The organism is Bradyrhizobium sp. SZCCHNR3119 (genome assembly GCF_032487775.1).
GTDB lineage: Bacteria > Pseudomonadota > Alphaproteobacteria > Rhizobiales > Xanthobacteraceae > Bradyrhizobium.
In genome coordinates this window covers 325,918-345,198 of the sequence record NZ_JAUEUV010000001.1, presented here as the reverse complement: position 1 = coordinate 345,198, position 19,281 = coordinate 325,918, and the positions used below count along the sequence as shown (strand labels likewise).

Genomic DNA, 19,281 nt, shown 5'->3' with positions numbered 1-19,281 from the left:
AGAACAGTGTCATGATCATGCGGATTGCCACTTTCGCCAATACCGACCAGATGGTCTCCAGCGCGCTGCGGACGCAGGCGATCATGGCCAATATGCAGGTCCAGGAGGCATCAGGTCTGAAGTCGGAATATCTCGCCGGCTACGGCGCCGACACCCAGCACGTCGTCAATCTCCAGGTCTCGGTGACGCGCGCGCAATCCTACATCGACGCTGCGACGCTGGCCGACAGCAAGGCGCAGGTGCTGTATTCGGCAGTGGGCCAAATCTCGGACGTGGTGAGCCAGTTGCGGACCGCGCTCAGTGCCGCCACGACGGGCAGCAGCACGGAGCAGGCATCGGCGATCAGCACCGCGCAACAGCTGTTGCAGCAGATGGGAGGAATTCTCAACACGCAATACGACGGCCAATATGTCTTCAGCGGGGCCAAGACCTCGACCGCTGCCGTCGATCTGTCCAGCTTCGCCTCGGGGACCGGCTCGCTGACCGGAACGGATACCAGTTACTACCAGGGCGACAGCGAGCTCGCCTCCGTCCGTGTCTCGGACGGTCAGAGCGTGACCTATGGAATCAGCGCCGACAACTCGGCCGTCGAGGAGGTGATGCGGGTCTTGAAGTTCGTCGCCAACAGCTCGTCGCTGTCGGGCAGCGACATCACCAGCGCGCTGAAACTCGCCGACAGCGCCGTCGACGATGTTGCGACGGTTCAAGCCAAGCTCTCGAACGCCACGTCGCAGATCGAGAGCGCGAAATCGCTGCAGAGCGATTTCAAGAGCTACGCCGAGAGCCTCAACACCGATCTCACCAGCGTCGACGTGGCGTCGATCACGGCCCAGCTCTCGACCTATCAGGCCCAGCTTACTGCATCCTATACGGCGATTTCGAAGATCCAGAGCCTCACCCTGGCAAGTTATCTGCGATAGGTCGCGCGCTCGCTGCTCGCGCCGGGGGACTACGGGGATCGACAAGCGGGGGCCGCGGCGAGGCACGACCGGTCCGCCAGCCTCGCTCGGGCTCGATCTGGTTGGTGAGAGGCCTGTTCGGCCCCATCCACCGTCACGCCATTGTCACCCGCGGTCGATAGGTACGTTGGTGGGGCAGAGTGCCGTTGCGCGCCGAACGGCAGCGGGATGGGGCAGCGTAAGTGTCCGATTCGAATAGCAAATCGCTGCGAGAGGCCCTTGCGGCCGATTACGAAGGGCTGACCAGGCGCTTAGCCCGCCGCCTGGGCTCCGCGGACTTTGCCCGTGAGGCGCTGCACGAGACCTTCCTTCGTGTCGACCGGGTCAGTGATGCAGTCGAGGTCCGCAGCCCGCTCGATTATCTGTTTCAGACCGCGCTCAACGTTGCGCGTGACAGGCGCAGAGGCGATCAGCAGCTCCTGAGCGCGGCGGAGATTGAGACGATCGTCGATCTCGCCGACGAAGCACCGGATCCGGCAGCGGCGGCGGAATCGCGCATCGAAATGCAGGAATTCGAGAAGGCGCTGGCGGAACTGCCGACCCGTCGGCGCGACGTTTTCATCGCAGCCCATGTCCACCAGCTCCCGCATCGCGAGATTGCCGACCGCCTCGGGATCAACGTTCGGACGGTCGATTTCGATTTGCAATATGCTATGGAGCACCTCGGCCAGCGCCTCGGTCGCAAGGTTCTTCGCCGTTTTGGACCGAAAGCCAAGCCGCGAGCCTGCGACTGACAGACTGGCGCGGGAAGCGGCACTGGGATTTCGGCCGGAGCGGCCGGCCGGGAAGGACTTGGCCGCGAAAAATTCCACGCAAAAAGCTTTGAATGATTGATTGTTCCAGCCAACAAACAGCTTGAAAGCCCGCCGACGCGATGTTTTCGATTCAGTCCGGTCGGGGCTGGATCGTCTACTGATCAGGACCTGCGCGCTGTGATCGGGAATGCCGCCGCTTTCCGGCGGAGAGAGAAGAGCGACCGGCTTTGACTGCACGCAACGAAATGCCTTCCGAACTGGACCCGTTGTTGCGCCAAGCCCTCGCTTGGGTCATTCGCCTGCATTCGGGAGAGGCAACATCGGAGGATGCGGCCGCCCTCGCGCTGTGGCGGCAGCGCAGTCCTGAACATGATGCCGCTTTTCGCGACGCCGTCAGACTGTGGCGTGGTCTTGGAGATGCGGCGCGGACGCTGGCGGCGCAGGCCGAGCCGCACAGTGGCGGTCGCACCGAAGCGCGTCGCCTGGCCACGAATTCACACCTGAGCCGCCGCGTGCTGATCGGCGGCGGGATGGCAACTGCTGCGTCCTTGGCCGGCATCTATTTGGCTGCGCAACCGCCATTTGGCTTATGGCCATCTTGGGAGGAACTGTCGGCGGACTACCGGACCGCCAAGGGGGAGCGGCGTCGCATTTCTCTGGCGGAGGACGTCTCGCTCACGCTCAACACGCAGACAAGCGTTACCGTTCGGCGTACGCCGGGGCGGCCGTCGATCGAGCTGATCTCAGGTGAAGCCGCCGTTCAGGCCGCACGTGAGGCCGAGGTCCCGTTTGTGATCGGTGCAGCCGGTGGGCAGATCAGCGCGCAGCAGGCGATCTTCAACGTCAGATGCCTCGACGGCAGGGTTTCGGTGTCGTGCATCGAGGGAAGCGTCGAGATCGAATGGAAGGGGCAACGCGCGGCGCTCGCCGGCCGCCAGAAGCTCTCTTATTCTGCGCAAGCCGGCCTGATGCCGGTCTCGGATGCCGACATCGAGCAGACACAGGCCTGGTTGAATGGCCTCCTGATCGTCCGCGATTGGCCGGTGGAACGGCTGGTCCAGGAAATCAACCGCTATCGGCCGGGCCGGATCGTGGTGATGGGAGGACTTGGCCGACGCATGATATCGGGCACGTTCTATCTCGATCATCTCGATGATTTCATTGCGCAGGTGCAGAGTCTGTTCGGTGCCGATGCGCGGACTCTGCCCGGCGGTCTTGTCCTGTTGAGCTGAGGACATCACAGCGGCGCCCGAAGACCTTAAAGCGGGGAGGCGATAGATGGCATGGAGGTCGGGATCATCGGTCGGCTATCGATATTCGTCTGCGATCGCGATCATCTGCTGGCTGCTCTGCTTGCTCAACCCAGCACGGGCGCAGGATTATCGCCCGGTCGCCGGCGCGCCTTCGCATTGGGCGGCCTTTGCAAAGCTCGTGACGACTCATTTCGAAGCGAACATCAGCGCCGATGATGAAATCGCAAATCGGTTTCGGAGTTATCTGGTCGAGCACCGCGGCAAGGATGACGGTCCACCCCAAGCATTCACGGTGCAGACCTGGGTCGGTGCGCAAGGCACGATCGAGAAGGTGGCGTTTCCGCCGCTGAAGAATGTGCAGGCGGATGCGGATCTGCACACCCTTCTCGCGCGCGGGACGGTCGGCATGTCTCCACCGCCCGACCTGCTACAACCTCTGAACCTGCGCCTCTCACTCAATATAAATTAGATCTTGCTTGCACGACCCATTCGGATGGTCGCGCCTTGGAGCGATCGGCGCGTGGCGCAAATATCACAGTCATGCTTCGCGCTTCGCCGCCGGGCACATGATCGTTAAAATTTCGATTCAGTCTCGCCCTGCTTCAATCGTCTTTTGAACAAGGACACCATGAACCCGGCATCCCGCCGCGGGCTCATATGCGTGTTTGGGGGCCGAGCGAGCGTCCGTGCAGTTTGATCGGGATTTTAGGCGTGGCGGAATCGCATCCGCCCGAACGGTGATGTTTTGCCTGAGGCTGGCCATGATGGCGGTGATCGGCAGCGTTGCTGCCATCGGGCAGGCCTCGGCCGAGAAAGCTGCGCCGGCGCAAAGCGAGCAAAAGCCAACGGAGCAAAAGCCCGCGAGTTCTGCTGCGCCGGGCGCAGCGGCACCGCAGCAGCCGCTTGCGCATTTCGATATCGACGACTTCGCCGTTCAAGGCGCGGACAAGTTGCCGCAGATCGAGATCGAGGAGGCGATCTATCCGTTCCTTGGACCGAACAGGACATCGGAGGATGTCGAGAAGGCGCGAGCGGCGCTGGAGAAAGCCTATCACGACAAGGGCTTTCAAACCGTCAGCGTCGCGGTGCCTCAGCAGAATGTGAGCCAGAAGGTCGTCGTGCTCAAGGTGACCGAGCTCAAGGTCGGGCGACTGCGCGTCAAGAACTCCCGCTACTTCGATCTCGACAAGATCAAGGACAAGGCGCCGTCGCTCAAGGAAGGCACGGTGCCGAACTTCAACCAAGTCACCAAGGACATTGTCGCGCTCAACCAATGGCCGGATCGACGTGTGACGCCGGCGCTGCGCGCGGGTGTGACGCCAGGAACGGTGGACGTTGACCTCAATGTCGAGGACAAGGCGCCTATCCATGGCAGTCTCGAAGTCAATAATCGGCAGTCGCCGAATACGACCGCGACCCGCGTCAGTGCGACAGTACACTACGACAATCTCTGGCAGCTCGGCCATTCCTTCAGTTTCACTTATCAGGTTGCGCCTGCGCGCCGGCAGGACGCCGAAGTGTTCTCGGCCTCATATCTGGCGCGTACGGATATCGACTGGCTGAGCGTACTGCTCTATGGCGTGAAATCGAGCAGCGACGTCGCAACCGTCGGCGGGACCAACATCGTCGGTCCAGGCGAGATCGTCGGCGGCCGTGCGGTGATGACCTTGCCGAGCCGGGACAACTTCTTTCACACCCTGTCGGCCGGCATCGACTACAAGCATTTCGAGCAGACGACGACACAACTCGGCTCCGGCAGCTTCGGTTCGCCTGTGACGTATTATCCGCTGGTCGCCAATTACGGCGCGACCTTCCAGTACGAGAAGTTCACCACCCAGTTCAACGCTGCGCTGACCTACAATCTGCGGCCGCTGTCGAGCGATTTTATCGCCTTCGACAATAAGCGCTACCATGCGTCGCCGAGCTTCACGCATTTCAACGTCGATATCTCGCACACCCAGGAACTGCCGGAAGGCTACCAGTTGTGGGGCAGGCTGCAGACCCAGATCGCCGACGGACCGCTGGTCTCGAGCGAGCAGCTCAGCGCTGGCGGTCTCGACACCGTGCGCGGCTATCTCGAGTCCGAGGTGCTCGGTGATGACGGTGTCATCGGCAATGTGGAAATTCGCAGTCCCGATATCGGCGCAATGCTGCAGAAGCAGATGAAGGACGAGACCGGGCAGGGTACGCCGCGATTCACCACCTTCAATGAATGGCGGCTGTTCGCCTTTTCGGACATCGGCCACGTCAACGTCCAGCATCCGTTGCCCGAGCAATTCTCGCAGTTCGACCTCTGGAGCTACGGCCTCGGGTCGCGCTTCAAGGTGTTCAACTCGATCAATGGCGTGGTCGTCGTCTCGATGCCGATGGCGAACCAGACCTATACCCGCGCGGGCGATCCGCGCGTCAACTTCCGGCTTTGGGGTGAATTCTGATGACGCTCGGATGGGATGACATGCTACGGGCCGGATATCGCCTGGCAGGCGCGGCAACGAGGGTGATGCTCACGGCCTTGCTCGCCATGGTCGGAGTGGCGCTCCTGTCCGCCTCGCCGGCGCGAGCGTGGTGGAACGACGAATGGCCGCTGCGTAAGAAAATCACGATCGACGCGAGTGCGGCGGGCGCCAATATTACCGATCCGATCGGCACCACACCCATCTTGGTGCGGCTGCACCCCGGCAATTTCCGCTTCAGCGCCACCAAGGATGATGGAAGCGATCTGCGCTTCGTTGCAGCTGACGACAAAAGCCCGCTGAAGTTTCACATCGAAAAATATGATGCGCTGCTCGGCGAGGCCCTGGTGTGGGTTTCGGTGCCGAACTTGCAGCCTGGTGCCAAGTCCGAGTTCTGGCTCTACTACGGGAACAAGAAAGCGGTGCCTGCGGCTGACGCCAAAGGGACATATGATCCCGACGCTGCGCTGGTCTATCATTTCACCGAGCGCGGCACGCCGGCGCTGGATTCGACGGTCTGGGCCAACAATGCCCAGAGCGTGGGCCAGCCGGCCGATGGTGCCCTGATCGGCACGGGGCTGCGGCTTGACGGTGTGACACCGCTGACCTTGCCGTCCTCGTCGTCGCTCGCGATCGCTGGCGACACCGGCTGGACGTGGTCGGTATGGGTCAAGCCGGCCGCGCTGCAGCCGAACACGGCGTTGTATAGCCGCCGCGACGGTGCGAATGCCTTCGTCATCGGCCTCGACAGCGGCGCGCCGTTCGTCGAGGTCAGCAACGGGGGAGCTACGCAGCGCAGCACCACGGCTGCGCCGATTGCGGTCAACTCTTGGCATCATATCGCGGTGGCCGCCGGCAGCGGCAAGGTGACGCTCTATCTTGACGGCAGCGCTTATGCCGCGCTCGACGTGCCGCTCCCGGCACTCAACACGCTTGCTTTCGTCGGCGGAGACACGGCTGCCTCCACCGTGGCTGCCGCGGCGGCGCCGGCATCCTCATCGCCGGCGCCGTCCGCCGATGGAAGTACAGCGACGCCGTCTGCGGATGGAAGTGCGCCGGCTGCGCCCGTAGCGGCGGCGCCGGCAGCGATGGCGGGGTTCGTCGGCGACATCGACGAGTTTCAGATCGGCAAAGTGGCGCGGCCTGCCGGCTTCATCCGCGTTGCAGCGATCGGGCAGGGCCCCGATCAGGGCAAACTGATCTCGTTCAGCGTCGACGAGGAAACCGCAAGCTGGCTGTCAGGCTATTTTGCGGTGATCCTGAAGTCGGTCACGATCGACGGCTGGGTCGTGATCGGCATCCTGCTCGTGATGGGTGCGATCAGTTGGGTGGTGATGCTTGACCGCGCCTCGTTTCTCAATCGACAGTCCCGCGGCAATGCGCGTTTCCTGCGCAGCTACCGCGACGTCAATTTCGATTTGACCCTGCTCAGCCGGGGCACGGAGCAGGAGGTCGCAACGCTCGGGGGACGGCTCAAGACCGGCGATGCGTCGCGGATAAGCTCGTCGTCGCTCTACCGCATCTATCATGTCTGCGCCGATGAAGTCCGCCGCCGGTCCGCCCGCACGGCAATGCCGGTGCTGTCGGCGAGCTCGATTGCGGCCATCCGGGCCTCGCTCGACGGCGCCGTCGTCAAGGAGATGCAGCGGCTGAACCGAATGATGGTGGTCCTGACGATCGCGATCTCCGGCGGTCCGTTCCTTGGCCTGCTCGGCACCGTGGTCGGCGTCATGATCACCTTTGCGGCGATCGCGGCGAGTGGCGACGTCAATGTCAACGCGATCGCGCCCGGCATTGCGGCGGCACTGGTTGCCACAGTGGCGGGCCTCGGCGTCGCGATCCCGGCGCTGTTCGGTTACAACTACTTGATCTCGAGGATCAAGGACCTGACCAGCGACCTGCAGATCTTCGTCGACGAGCTCGTTACCCGCATCGCAGAGCTTTATTCCGTCGATCGGCCGGACCCGGTCGATCACCGGCTGGCCGCGGAGTAGTGCGATGCAGGTCCAATCCGACTCGAAGCCCTATGACGACATCAACATCACGCCGATGTTGGACCTCGCCTATGTGCTCCTGGTGATCTTCATCATCATGACCACGGCCACCGTGCAGGGGCAGAAGGTCAATCTGCCGAAGGCATCTGCTGCGCCGAGCTTGGCGACGCAGACCACCAAGGCGATCACGGTTGCCAATGATGGCAAGATCTTTCTGGACACCATTCCCGTGACTTTGCCCGAGCTCGAGCAGCGACTGATCCAGCAAAAGGCGCTGACGCCGGAATTTCCGGTGGTGCTTCGCGGCGACGCGCAGGCTCAGTACCAGAGCGTGATGGACGTGCTCGATCTGCTCGGCCGCATCGGCCTCACACAGGTCGGCTTGGCGACCAAACCGCTCGTGAAATAAGCCGGGGGTGATCCGAACCGATGCGCAGCCCATTCCATCACACTCCAGTTCGCGACAAGGACGCGCATGATGGTGTCCTCGTGCAGATGCGCGACGCTCTGCTGCGCACGCTGGCCAGATTTCGTCCGGCCGTCGTGAGCACCGTCGCGATTGCGACTGCAGCCGAGGCGCATGTCGAGCATGGTGAGGGGGCGGTTCTGGCATTTCCTGTTCGCGGCGAGGCGCTGCTGGTCAATCTCGCGGGCACGCTGCGCGAGCGGGTGCTGCGGGCCGGTGCTGCGGACGATCCGTTCCTGATGACGATGTCGCGCAGCCCCCGGCCGCGGCTGTCGCTGGATCGCGATGCTTATGTCGAGTTTCACGCCGAGGACTCGACCTTTCACCTGAAAATCGACGCGGTACCGGCGTCGCGACTGACGCTGGAGACGGCCGAGTTCGCCACGCTGGTGAAGTTCGTCCTGCAATATCTCGCCGAGCGTCATGGCGAGCTGGACCAGAGCGGAGGCGCGCCATGAACCAACCGAGGACCGATTGGGAAGAGGATGCCGAAGCAGGGGAGGCCAAGGACCGTGGTCTGCGGGCCTATTTTGGACATCCCGGCTCGCGTTACGGTGCAGCGCTAACCGGCGTTGTGTTGTTGGTCGGTAGCGCAGCCTATTCGCTGTTTGGTGGGGACGATCTGCCTCCGCCGCGCCAGATCCATGAGATCACGATCGTCAACATTACGCCACCGCCGCCGCCGCCACCTCCACCGCCCGAACAGAAGATGATCGAGCAGCCGGTGGAGGCCGAGCAGAAGTTCATGGAGGAGAAGCCGCTCGAGAAGCCGCTGGAAAAGGAGCCGATCAAGGAAGCCAAGAACGAGGAGCCTCCGGGGCCGCTCGCGCTCGACGCCAAGGCCACTGGGCCGGGCGACTCGTTCAATCTCGGCAGCAAGGTCGGCGGCAGTCCGCTCGGGGGCGGCGGCGGAGGTGGCAGTCGCTGGGGTTGGTACGCCTCGCAGGTGCAGGCTCAGATGGAGTCTGCGCTGCGCGGCAATAACAAGACGCGAAATGCGATCATGCAGGTTCGCATCCGCTTGTGGGCGGAGAGCACAGGCCGCGTCAGCCGAGTTCAGCTCGTGTCGTCGACCGGCGATGCCGAACTCGATTCGGCGATCCGCGACGAGCTGGCGCGCCTGACCCTGCGTGAGCCGCCCCCGAAGGACATGCCGATGCCGATTGACACGCGCGTGACCGCGCGGCGGCCGACCTGACACGATTTGAATAAGCAAGACGACGAGTAAGAGGACAGGGGACCAATGTTGGACTTCACTTCAAACGCACGCCGGCGCACATTGATGCTCGCCGTTTCGCTGGCTGCGCTTGCATCCGGTATGCCCGCCTTCGGGCAGGACGCCAATCAAGCTTCTGCAAGCAAGGCCGACACCAAGCGGCCGAAGCTGTCGGATGCGAGGCCGACCTCGCCGAACGCGACGATCAATCTGGTCAATCTCCTGGTGAAGCAGGGTGTCCTCACTGAGGAGCAGGCCACGGCGCTGATCAAGCAGGCCGATGACGAGGCCTATGTATCGCGGCAGGCGGCGAAGAATGCGTCTGCCAAGGCAGATGAGGCGGCGAAGGCGGCCAATGCCGCGGCGTCCGCAGCCGAGCCGCCGGGCACTCGCCATGTCACCTACGTGCCGGAGGTCGTCAAGCGGCAGCTTCGCGAGGAGATCAAGAAGGAGGTCATGGCGAAGGCGGAGAAGGAAAATTGGGCTTCGCCCGGCCGCTATCCGGAATGGGCGCAGCGCGTCCACCTCTACGGCGACTTCCGCGCCCGCTATCAGGGCAGCTTCTTCCCGACCGGCAACGATCAGCTTGATGCGATGAATGTAACGGCGATCAATACAGGAGCTCCGTACGATCTCAGTAGTAACGTCAACTTTCCAACCTACAATACGACGCAAAATCGAAATCAGGTTCGGTTGCGTGCACGGCTTGGGATGGACGCGGACCTCACCAACGGCTTTGCTGCCGGTTTCAGAATTGCCACCGGCCAGGACAACTCGCCGGTCTCGACCAACCAGACGCTGGGCGGTGGCGGTTCGAATTTCTCCAAATATTCCCTTTGGCTCGATCGAGGTTATCTGACCTACCAGAACTGGAACCAGGATCTCGTGGCGTCGGTGGGCCGCTTCGATAATCCATTCTGGTCGCCGACCGATTTGGTGTGGTACCGAGAACTAGGCTTCGATGGGTTTGCGTTACAGGCCAAGCACCAGCTTTCCGAGGAATTTACGCCGTTCGGCGTCATCGGCGCCTTCCCGATCTTCAACACCGACTTCAATGCAAGTAGCAACAATTCCTTCTTTCTCGATTCAAAGTATAAGAGCCACGACAAATGGTTATTCGGAGCTCAGGCGGGCTTCGCGTCGCGTTTCGATCCGGTTCACGAATTCCGTCTCGCCGTCGCATATTACGATTTCGGGAATGTGCAGGGACAGCTTTCTTCATCCTGCGTCATCTATGTCAGCTCGGATAGCTGTAGTTCCGATCTGTCGCGGCCGCTGTTCGCGCAAAAGGGCAACACCTATATGTACCTGCGCAACATCGAGCCCGGAATTTGGAACAACAACGGCGCGATCCTGCAATATCAATATTTGGGCCTGGTGCAGAAATATCGACCGCTGGTCGCCGGCGGATCGGTCGATCTTGGCGACTTCCATCCCTACCACATCGTGATCGATGGCGAATTCGTCTGGAATACGGCGTTCAATCGGGCGCTGACTCTTCCGGGAACGGGAACGGTGCCGGCCTACACGCCGGGCATTGCAATCAACAATCGCGCCGGAACCAGCTCCAACGCGACCGGGACGGTCACATACGGGCCCTTCGACGGCGGCGATAAGGGCTGGATGGCGCGCGTCACCGTCGGCAACCGGGAGATCAAGCATCTCGGCGATTGGAACGCGCATGTCGGCTACAAATATCTGGAGTCCGACGCCACGCTCGATGCCTTCACCGATCCTGATTTCGGTCTCGGCGGCACCAATCTCAAAGGTTATTTCATCGGCGGCAATGTCGGCCTGAGCGAGAACGTCTGGGCCTCGGTGCGCTGGATGAGCGCCAACAATATCGGGGGCGTGCCTTACGCGGTCGACGTGCTCCTGGTCGATCTCAACGCGAAGTTCTGAGCCATGACCATGCGCATCATCACCCTGAGCGTTGCGTCCGTTATGTTGTGCTTGCAGACCGGAGCGGCGCGCGCGGAAACCGAAGCCGACAAGCTGCGGGAGGCCTTGCGCGCGGCGACGCTGCAGACGCGCCAGCTGGAAGACCAGCGCGCGCAGCTGCAGGCCAAGCTTGCCGCGGCGGAGCGCGAGAAGGCGGCGGCGAAAGCGCAGATCGAGGCGGCCAAGGCCGAGGTCCGCCAGGTCGAGAAGCAGCATCGCGAGGCGGTGGAGGAGTTCAACCGGCGGCTCGCCGAGCGGGACGAAACTCTGGAGAAATGGAAGTCGGCCTACGAGGAGGCCGCGAATGTCGCGCGCGACCGGGATGCCGCGCGCGCCAAGTTCGAGGCTGAGGCCAACGCCTACAAGGCGTCGACCCAGGGCTGCGTCGCCAAGAATACGCAGCTGATCAAGGCCGGGCAGGAACTTCTCGGCCGTTATCAAAGTGTCACCATCGGCGACACAATTGTTGCGCGAGAGCCCGTGCTCGGGCTGCGCCGTGTCGAAATCCAGAACAGCCTCCAAGACACCAACGACAAGTTCCTCGATCAAAAGGCCGCACAATGACTTCCTTTTGCCTTGTCCGTGCTTTCCGTCCGCTTCGCTTGGCCGCTGTCGCCAGCGCGCTGAGCTGCGTTTCGATGGCGGTGGCGGCGCAAAGCGCCGTCCCGAACCGCCCGATGCAAGCGCAGCCGGCCGTGAAGCCGAAGCCTCCGGCTCCGGCCGCAGTCGCTGCGCAGCCGGCAACTGCGCCTTCGGTGACGCAAGGTGCGGCCACGGCGGGAGCGCAAGGCGCGGCAGCTGCGAAGACCAGCGACGATGTGATTGCGCGCGTCGGCGCGACCAACATCTCGACAGATGAGATCCGCGCCTATGTCGCCTCGCTCGCGCCCCGCGAACGGGCTGCCGTCAGCCAGGATCCGGCGCTGCTCAGCCAGGCAGTCCGGATGATGCTGGCCAACCGCCTGGTGCTGCAGGAGGTCGCGGCGAAGAAGTGGGACCAGCAGCCGAACATTGCCGAACAGCTGGAGCGGGTGCGCGAGAGCGCGATAGTCGAGCTCTATCTGCAGTCGGTCTCGGCGCCACCGGCCAACTTCCCGAACGAGGACGATCTGCAGAAGGTCTACGACGCCAACCGTGCCTCGTTCCTGGTGCCGCGGCAATTCGAGCTCGCGCAGATCTTCGTGCCGGTGCCGAAGGACGCCGATAAGGCGACTGAGGACAAAGCGAAGAAAACCATCGACGAGGTGCAGCGCAAGCTGAAGGCGGCGGGCGCCGATTTTGCAGCTATCGCCGACGAGGTCAATGAGGCCAAGAACGGCGGCGAGCTCGGCTGGGTTGCCGAAGCTCAGATCAGGCCCGAGATCCGTCCGCGCGTCATGGAGCTCGCCAAGAACACGTACGCCGACCCGATCAAGCTGGACGACGGTTGGCACCTGATCAAGCTGATCGATACCAGGGCGCCCTACACACGGACGCTGCCGGAAGTCCGTGATGCGCTGGTGCAGCAGATTCGCAACGAGCGCGCGACGGCGGTGCGGCGCGCTTATCTGGCCGAGCTCCTGAAGCAGCATCCGCCTGTCATCAACGAGCTTGCCCTGTCTGGCCTGGTCGGCGAACAGTCGCCGGCCGCGAGATAGTTGCGCGATGTCAGTCTCGTCGACACCACAAGCCGAGCCGGTACTGACCGCCGACCGCATGCGCGCACTGCTCGCGGCGGGCGGTTTTGCCAGCGCGATGGCCGTCGCGCCCGGCCGGCATGTTCTGCCTGTGGGAAGCAGCATCGTGCTGCAGTTCGGCGATGAGATGACGCGCGATGAGGCGGGTAACCGGCGCATCACCGTCAAGTGCAGCATCGTGATCAACGGCGACGACAGGCGTGCCGCCAGAGTGACGCGTTGGCAGCTATCGAGGTCCATCCCGATGGCGGTGGAGGACGAGCGCTTCAGCATCATGGTGGATGCCGATCTGCTGCTCGGCACCGTGCATCTCGACCACCATCTGGTCGGCGGCGAGGAAGCCTTGCGCCATCTGCAGCTGTTGATTGCGGACGCGCAGGCGACGCTGCGCAATTTGCCGGTCAACGACCGGCTGGGTGCGGATGCACGAGGACCGGCGGTGCGGATCGAGGCAAGATTCAGCGGTGACATGGTTGTCGGCCGGTCAGGTGTCGTCCAAGCGTTCGCAGGCGGGCGGCGACCGGCCGCGCTGCGGGCCACGGTGCAGCACATCCGCATGGGGGTTGCGACCTGCGACTGCCTGGCTGGGCAGATCCTGCCGGATGTTCTCCGCGGCGTGCGAGCCGTGATGGGACCCGATCGACCGCCGGGACTCTCGCCGCAGCAAGATGCCGATCGCCGCGCCTGGCCCGAGCAGGTCACCCTTCGCGAGACGCTCCAGTGAGGCCGGGGACATAGGTTCGCCGGCCCAACGATGATCGACGTAATTGAACGACGCTGACGGAGTTTTCGATGTCCGATGCCACCATCACCCAGCTCTCGCTCGATGGCCTGCGCGACCTGTTTCAACTCGCCGGCTACCGTGTCGAGACTTTGACCGATCCTGTTGTCAATGTTTCCTACCTGCGATCCGCAACCAACGGACTCGCTTTCGACATCCGTCCTGGCAATCGTTCGGCTGGTGACGAGCAGGGCTTCGTCGATGTCGCGCTGATCGCGGTGCTGCAGGTCCAGGGCGAATTGCCGATCGAGGTGGTCAACCGCTGGAATGCGACGCGGCGGTTCGCGCGCTTGCAGTTGAGCCCGCCGTTCCTGGCCCTGTCGCTCGATTTCTCGCTGGCCGGCGGCGTCACGCAGACCCATGTCCGTGCGCAGATCGAAATCTGGGATCATCTTGTGCAGCAGCTTGTCGGTTTCCTGCGCGAGGAGCTGGCGCATCTTGCCAGAGCGAATGCACCCGCTGCACAAACCGGCAATGCGGTGCCCGCGCAGCCGACCGCAACGATCCCTTCGCGCATTGCCGAATCCGATGCACCGCGCACGGTTCAGTAGCGGCGTCAGAAGCGGGCGCGCGGAGGGCTCATGAGGACGCAGCGGCAGCAAGCGTACGGGACAGGCAGGCGATGCGCCTACGGCCGCAGTGCGGCTGCGGCGCTCGGATTGACTGCCGCAACGATCGTCGCCGCGGCGCGCGCCGAGCCGGGCGAGGGCGAGGTGTCGTTTGCCCAGCGCGCCCCTGCGCCCGAGACATCGGTTCCCGCCGCCAAGCCGGACGAGTCGATCAACCGCGGCGATACGCTGTCGTATTATCGGGCGCTGATCACGAAAGAGGCCGGGCAGCAGGGGTTGGCGCCGGCGATCGCCGAGGCCGTGATGGCGGTCGAGAGCGGCTTCAATCCCAATGCGATCGGCGGCTCCGGCGAGATCGGGCTGATGCAGATCATGCCCTCGACCGCGCGCATGCTGGGCTTCAACGGTAACAATGCCGAACTCGCGGTGCCCGAGACCAATATCCATTACGGCGTGATGTATCTGGCGCAGGCGTGGCGGCTCGCCGGCGGCGATCTCTGCACGGCCACAATGAAATATCGGGCAGGCCATGGCGAGACGCGCTTCTCCTATCTGTCGGTCGATTATTGCGTGGCCGTGCGTGCGAAGCTCGTGGCGCGCGGCTTTCCGGTGACCGGCAGCGTGCCGGTTGCGAGTTTCGGGGCGCCCGGCAGTGTCGGGGTGAGGGCTGCGGGCGGCGGCTGCGGTCGCAAATGTCTCGGCGGCGGCGCGCTCGCGCGTGTGGACCTCGCCGCGCTGAATACAAAGCTGAGCACGCTGGTGATGCAGGTTCGTGGTGGGAGGTGAGCGATGCTGGTCTCCGTAGCAAGGCCTGCGATCATCGTCGTCGCGCTGGTCGCGGCGTTGAGCCCGGCGCGGGCGCAGGATCCGAGACCGTTGCCGCCGGTGACGGTCGATGCGCCGCCGCCAAGTCCGCTGCTGCCGAGCCCCTCCAACCCGGGCGCAGCGACGGCGGCGCCCGCCCTCGGCGGCGGGCAGGCCGGTGGCAACAAAGGGCGTTGCACCGAGGCCAAGGGCGAAACCGACACCTCGTTCGGTTGCATCAACGAGCGGCTGAGGCGCAAGGTCGATGAGGTCAATCCTCCCGTGCTCAACCTGCCGCCGATCGACGCGAAGTCGTCGGATCTCAAGGTGGGTACGGTGAACATCCCCGCCGTTCAGCAGCAATATGGCAGGAACTTCGGGCATTCCGCCGTGCCGTATCGCCCCACCGTCATCTACCCGTCGGGGATGGGGCACCGCTGAGGGCCGCAAGCAGTTCGTCGGGCCGCTCAGTCATCATCATGTGTCCCGCACCCTTCAGCACGATCGTGCGCGCATCTGCGATCGCGGCAGCCAGCGCCTTGCCGGCCTTCGCCGGCGTCATCATGTCCTTCTCGCCAATGATGACGGTCGTCGGCACCGCGATCTTGCCCGCCGAGCCCAGTGCGTCCTGATAGGCGTTGCAGGCCGAGAGGTCGCTGAACAACACACCCGGCGGACAGCGCTTCAAGATCGCCTGCGCCGCGCCATGCATCCACAGGCCCGGCGCGCGGCTGCCGCCGAGCTCGGCGCTATAACCGAGCCCCCAGATCGATACCATGTCGATCGCCGCGGGATCGTTGGCCTCCGCCGCCTTGAGCAGGTCGGGCCCGACCGTCATCGTCGCTGCCGTGCCGACCAGGCTGAGCTTGGTGACGCGCGCGGGATGGCGTGCGGCGGCATCGAGCGCGATCAGCGAACCCATCGAATGGCCGATGAGATGCGCAGGCTTGGCGCCGGCCGCATCCAGCAGCGCGGCCACCCAATCCGCCATCGCGGCAATGGTCTTGAGCGCAGGCCCGGCCGAGCGGCCATGGCCGGGAAGGTCGGGCACCAGCACGGCAAAGCCGTGATGCGCGAACCAGCGATCATGCAGTGCCCAGGCGGAATGATCGAAGCCCGCGCCGTGCAGGAACACGACCGCGGGCAGGGCGGGGTCGAAGCTGCGGCCGCCGGTTCCGACGAACACCTCATGACCGTCAATGGAGAGCTGCATGGCTCACACCTTCTGTGAGGCGCGCAGCGCCTGTCCGAGATCGTCGATGATGTCGGTGGCCGCTTCGATGCCGACGGACAGCCGCACCAGCTCCTCGCCGATTCCCGCTGCTGCAAGCTGCGCAGCGTCCATCTGCTGATGCGTGGTGCTGGCAGGATGAATCACCAAGGTCTTGGCGTCGCCGACATTGGCCAGATGGCTGATCAGCTTCAAGCTTTCGATGAACTTGCGGCCGGCAGCGCGGCCACCCTTGATGCCGAAGGAGACGATCGAGCCGGCACCGCGCGGCAGCAGACTCTTGGCGAGCTGATAGTCCGGATGAGTTTCCAGCGTAGGATGCAGCACCCATTCGACTGCCTTGCTGCTCGCCAGGAATTCCAGCACGGCCTGCGTGTTCTGCACGTGGCGCTCCATGCGCACGGGCAGCGTCTCGACGCCCTGCAAAAGATGGAAGGCATTGGTCGGCGACATGCAGGCGCCGAAATCGCGCAAGCCCTCCGTGCGGGCGCGCATGATGAAGGCGGCCGGCCCGAACTGTTCGTCGAAGACGATGCCGTGGTAGCCGGCATAAGGCTCGGTCAGCTGCGGAAACTTGCCGGAGGCTCGCCAATCGAAATTGCCGCCGTCGATGATCGCGCCGCCGATCGCGATGCCGTGGCCGCCGAGCCATTTGGTGACGGAATGCATGACGATGTCGGCGCCGAGCGCGATCGGCTGGCTGAGATAGGGCGTCGCAAAGGTGTTGTCGATCAGGAGCGGAATGCCGGCCGCATGGGCGATCTCAGCCACTTTCGGGATGTCCAGCACTTCCAGCCCGGGATTGCCGATGGTCTCGCCGAGCACGAGCCGCGTCTTCGGCGTGATCGCCGCACGAAAGCCGTCGAGATCGCGCGGCTTGACGAAGCTGGTGGTGATGCCGAAGCGCGGCAGGGTGTGCGCGAGCAGGTTGATGGTGCCGCCATAGAGCGAGGCGGAGGCGACGATGTGGTCGCCGGCGTTCAAGAGTGTCGCGATTGCCAGGTGTAACGCAGCCTGTCCGCTGGCGGTGCAGACCGCGCCGACGCCGCCTTCGAGCGCGGCCAGCCGCTCTTCGAGGACGGCCGTCGTGGGGTTTGAGATCCGCGTATAGATGTGACCGGCGCGCTCCAGGTTGAACAGCGCGGCCGCGTGCTCGGCATCCTCGAAGACGTAGGACGTGGTCTGATAGATCGGTACCGCGCGAGCGCCGGTGGTGGGGTCGGGATGCTGGCCTGCATGCAGGCTCAAGGTCTCGAAGGCGGGTGGTTTTGGCGCTGGCATGCTGGACTCGCGGATTCGAACGGCGGATGGAGCATCCCTTGTGCCACAAATTGCAGCAGAGCGTCAGGGGCGGCGCTGCTGAGCATCGCCGCCCCGAAGTTCATCAGCCTCCCGCGAAGCGCTGCGGAAACAGGCCGGCTGCGGCGAACGCGGCGACCGGCTGGCGCGGACTCGGCTTTTCCCGCTCTTTCAGCTGCGGCGGCAGCTGCGCGCCGTCGCCCTGACGGCCGACCGCAACGGCGATTTCGACCGCGAAATCATCCGGCACCTGCAGCGCCTTCTGCGCGGCCTCGACATCGAAGCCGCTCATGCCATGGGTGACCCAGCCGGAGAGTGCGGCCTGATGGGCGAAATTGGCCCAGGCGGCGCCGGCATCGAAGGAATGGGTGCGCGAGACCACCGGCTCGGTCTTGCCGGCCGGTGTGAACGTCTTCTTGGAGAGCACGTAGACCAGCGCCGCCGCGTGCTGCGCCCAGCCACGATTGAATTCGACCAGCGGGCCGAGAAAGGTGTCGAACTCCGGCTGGCCGCGCAGAGCATAAAGGAAGCGCCACGGCTGCGAATTGTAGGAGGAGGGCGCCCAGCGCGCCGCTTCGAAGAAGGTCAACAATTCCGCCGCCGGAATGGCTTCGTCGCTGAAGCCGCGCGGTGACCAGCGGTCAACGAACAGACGATGGGCCGGATGGTCGGCGGTCCGGTCGGTCGGCGGGATGAGATGGGCAGTCACGGTGGTCTCCTTTGCTCTTACCTGTGCCCCGCACCCGGATCGGGACGGGACCTCTTATCACGCCGGAACCTCACGGCGCCTTCGGTGTCCAGATTTTGATCGCAGTGGTGTCGAGTTTCGCCGGCAACAGGTGCTCGGCGAAGAACGCATCGGCAATCTTCTGTTGTTCGGTCAGGCCCGCGGGCGTCACCGCACCGACCCGGTAGGAGCGATGGCTGTTGGCCTCCTCCACCGTGGCCGCATCGATGCCCCAGAGCCCGGCCAAGAGGTTTGCGGCTTCACCCGGGTGGGCTTTCACCCATTGCCCGGTCTCGACCAGCTTGACGAAGATCACGTTCAGCGTATCGGCGCGGCGATCGGCATAATCCGCGGAAGCGAGGTAATAGCGCTTGTAGCTCGCAAGCCCATCCGAGCCGTCGGCGAGCACGCGTGCGCCCGATTGCCTGGTCACGCTGGTGAGGAACGGATCCCAGGCGATCCAGGCATCGACATTGTTGCTGACAAAAGCGGCGCGGCCGTCGGCGGGCGGCAGATAAGCCGGCGTGATGTCCTTGAAGCTGAGACCAGCGCGTGCGAGCGCCGCGAGCAGCAGATAATGACTGCCGGCGCCCTTGGTGACCGCGATCTTCTTGCCCTTCAGATCAGCCAGCGACCTGATGGGGGAAGCAGTCGGCACCAGGATCGCCTGCGCCGAAGGCGAGGCGGCTTCTTCGGCGACATAAGCGAGCCTGGCGCCCGCGGCCTGGGCGAAGACGGGCACGGTATCGGCGACGTCGGCGCCGAAATCGATGCTGCCGATGTTGATCGCTTCGAGCAGCGGCAGGCCGCTGGAGAATTCGTGCCAGGTCACCTTGATGCCGAGCGGCGCCAGCGCCTTGTCCAATTCACCATTGGCCTTGAGGATCGCGGTCAGGGTCGATGATCTCTGGTAGCCGATCCGGATGTCCTCGGCCGCGGCGGGGTTCGCCAACGCCGAGATCGCGAGCAAAGCGAAGACGGCCGCGAGCAGCCCTCGCCGGATGAGGGTAGACCGCGCGAGGGCGGCCGAGCCGATGGATATGAGAGCGAATATCATGAAAGTCTCCCGGCGGCGGTGAATTCAGCGTGCCACCTTTTCATGGCATCATTTGCAGGAGCAGTGCCCCCGGTGCAATTTCACTGATTGGGGCAATGGA

Annotated in this window: 20 protein-coding genes; 16 read left to right on the top strand and 4 right to left on the bottom strand. The window is 64.0% G+C overall.

The genetic code is table 11. The features are described from left to right. The first annotated feature begins 11 nt into the window (after positions 1-11). The 16 genes from QX034_RS01685 to QX034_RS01610 all read left to right on the top strand — a co-directional run bounded on the left by QX034_RS01685 (position 12) and on the right by QX034_RS01610 (position 15,308). Positions 12-920, top strand: a complete 909-nt coding sequence (locus QX034_RS01685; RefSeq protein ID WP_315705562.1) for a flagellin — start codon at positions 12-14, stop codon at positions 918-920. 221 nt (positions 921-1,141) lie between these two features. Then, positions 1,142-1,693, top strand: a complete 552-nt coding sequence (locus QX034_RS01680) for an RNA polymerase sigma factor (RefSeq protein ID WP_315705563.1) — start codon at positions 1,142-1,144, stop codon at positions 1,691-1,693. 266 nt (positions 1,694-1,959) lie between these two features. Next, entirely contained in the window at positions 1,960-2,946 is a 987-nt protein-coding gene (locus QX034_RS01675; RefSeq protein WP_316194947.1) for a FecR family protein, read from the top strand. Positions 2,947-2,992: 46 nt separating this feature from the next. Beyond that, on the top strand, positions 2,993-3,436 hold the full coding sequence (locus tag QX034_RS01670; RefSeq protein ID WP_315727875.1) for a hypothetical protein: 444 nt from the start codon (positions 2,993-2,995) through the stop codon (positions 3,434-3,436). 295 nt (positions 3,437-3,731) lie between these two features. Further along, a complete protein-coding gene (locus tag QX034_RS01665) occupies positions 3,732-5,402 on the top strand; it encodes a ShlB/FhaC/HecB family hemolysin secretion/activation protein (protein WP_409997821.1) in 1,671 nt (556 codons plus the stop codon). Next, a complete protein-coding gene (locus QX034_RS01660; protein ID WP_316194946.1) occupies positions 5,402-7,414 on the top strand; it encodes a DUF2341 domain-containing protein in 2,013 nt (670 codons plus the stop codon). Before QX034_RS01665 ends, QX034_RS01660 begins: the two co-directional genes overlap by 1 nt. A 4-nt stretch (positions 7,415-7,418) precedes the next feature. After that, positions 7,419-7,823: an ExbD/TolR family protein gene (locus QX034_RS01655; protein WP_008967785.1), complete on the top strand. Its 405-nt coding sequence runs from the start codon at positions 7,419-7,421 to the stop codon at positions 7,821-7,823. Between the two features lie 20 nt (positions 7,824-7,843). After that, positions 7,844-8,338, top strand: a complete 495-nt coding sequence (locus QX034_RS01650) for a hypothetical protein (protein WP_315705568.1) — start codon at positions 7,844-7,846, stop codon at positions 8,336-8,338. After that, positions 8,335-9,078 carry a TonB family protein gene (locus tag QX034_RS01645; RefSeq protein ID WP_315705569.1) on the top strand — a complete coding sequence of 248 codons (744 nt, stop codon included), beginning with the start codon at positions 8,335-8,337 and terminating at the stop codon, positions 9,076-9,078. The genes QX034_RS01650 and QX034_RS01645 overlap by 4 nt, the downstream gene beginning before the upstream one ends. A gap of 45 nt (positions 9,079-9,123) precedes the next feature. After that, positions 9,124-10,998, top strand: a complete 1,875-nt coding sequence (locus QX034_RS01640; RefSeq protein ID WP_316194945.1) for a putative porin — start codon at positions 9,124-9,126, stop codon at positions 10,996-10,998. Positions 10,999-11,001: 3 nt separating this feature from the next. Further along, the gene (locus QX034_RS01635; protein WP_316194944.1) at positions 11,002-11,601 is read left to right on the top strand and encodes a hypothetical protein; all 600 of its coding nucleotides are present in this window, start codon (positions 11,002-11,004) and stop codon (positions 11,599-11,601) included. Next, positions 11,598-12,674 carry a peptidyl-prolyl cis-trans isomerase gene (locus QX034_RS01630; RefSeq protein ID WP_409977755.1) on the top strand — a complete coding sequence of 359 codons (1,077 nt, stop codon included), beginning with the start codon at positions 11,598-11,600 and terminating at the stop codon, positions 12,672-12,674. Before QX034_RS01635 ends, QX034_RS01630 begins: the two co-directional genes overlap by 4 nt. A gap of 7 nt (positions 12,675-12,681) precedes the next feature. Next, positions 12,682-13,437 carry a hypothetical protein gene (locus QX034_RS01625; RefSeq protein ID WP_315705573.1) on the top strand — a complete coding sequence of 252 codons (756 nt, stop codon included), beginning with the start codon at positions 12,682-12,684 and terminating at the stop codon, positions 13,435-13,437. A 68-nt stretch (positions 13,438-13,505) separates the two neighbouring features. Next, entirely contained in the window at positions 13,506-14,045 is a 540-nt protein-coding gene (locus QX034_RS01620) for a YbjN domain-containing protein (RefSeq protein WP_316168682.1), read from the top strand. Positions 14,046-14,075: 30 nt separating this feature from the next. Then, the gene (locus tag QX034_RS01615; protein ID WP_316168680.1) at positions 14,076-14,849 is read left to right on the top strand and encodes a transglycosylase SLT domain-containing protein; all 774 of its coding nucleotides are present in this window, start codon (positions 14,076-14,078) and stop codon (positions 14,847-14,849) included. Between the two features lie 3 nt (positions 14,850-14,852). Continuing rightward, positions 14,853-15,308: a hypothetical protein gene (locus tag QX034_RS01610; RefSeq protein WP_315705576.1), complete on the top strand. Its 456-nt coding sequence runs from the start codon at positions 14,853-14,855 to the stop codon at positions 15,306-15,308. Here the strand turns inward: QX034_RS01610 and QX034_RS01605 are convergent. The 4 genes from QX034_RS01605 to QX034_RS01590 all read right to left on the bottom strand — a co-directional run bounded on the left by QX034_RS01605 (position 15,277) and on the right by QX034_RS01590 (position 19,181). Further along, complete coding sequence (locus tag QX034_RS01605) at positions 15,277-16,080, bottom strand: alpha/beta hydrolase (protein ID WP_315705577.1); 804 nt, start codon at positions 16,078-16,080, stop codon at positions 15,277-15,279. The two genes, QX034_RS01610 and QX034_RS01605, sit on opposite strands and share 32 nt — an antisense overlap. Positions 16,081-16,083: 3 nt before the next feature. Continuing rightward, positions 16,084-17,379 (bottom strand): O-acetylhomoserine aminocarboxypropyltransferase, encoded by a 1,296-nt coding sequence (locus QX034_RS01600; protein ID WP_315727879.1) that lies wholly within the window; start codon positions 17,377-17,379, stop codon positions 16,084-16,086. 103 nt (positions 17,380-17,482) lie between these two features. Continuing rightward, a complete protein-coding gene (locus QX034_RS01595) occupies positions 17,483-18,106 on the bottom strand; it encodes a nitroreductase family protein (protein WP_315705579.1) in 624 nt (207 codons plus the stop codon). A gap of 70 nt (positions 18,107-18,176) precedes the next feature. Further along, a complete protein-coding gene (locus QX034_RS01590) occupies positions 18,177-19,181 on the bottom strand; it encodes an aliphatic sulfonate ABC transporter substrate-binding protein (RefSeq protein WP_315705580.1) in 1,005 nt (334 codons plus the stop codon). Between the last annotated feature and the right edge of the window lie 100 nt (positions 19,182-19,281).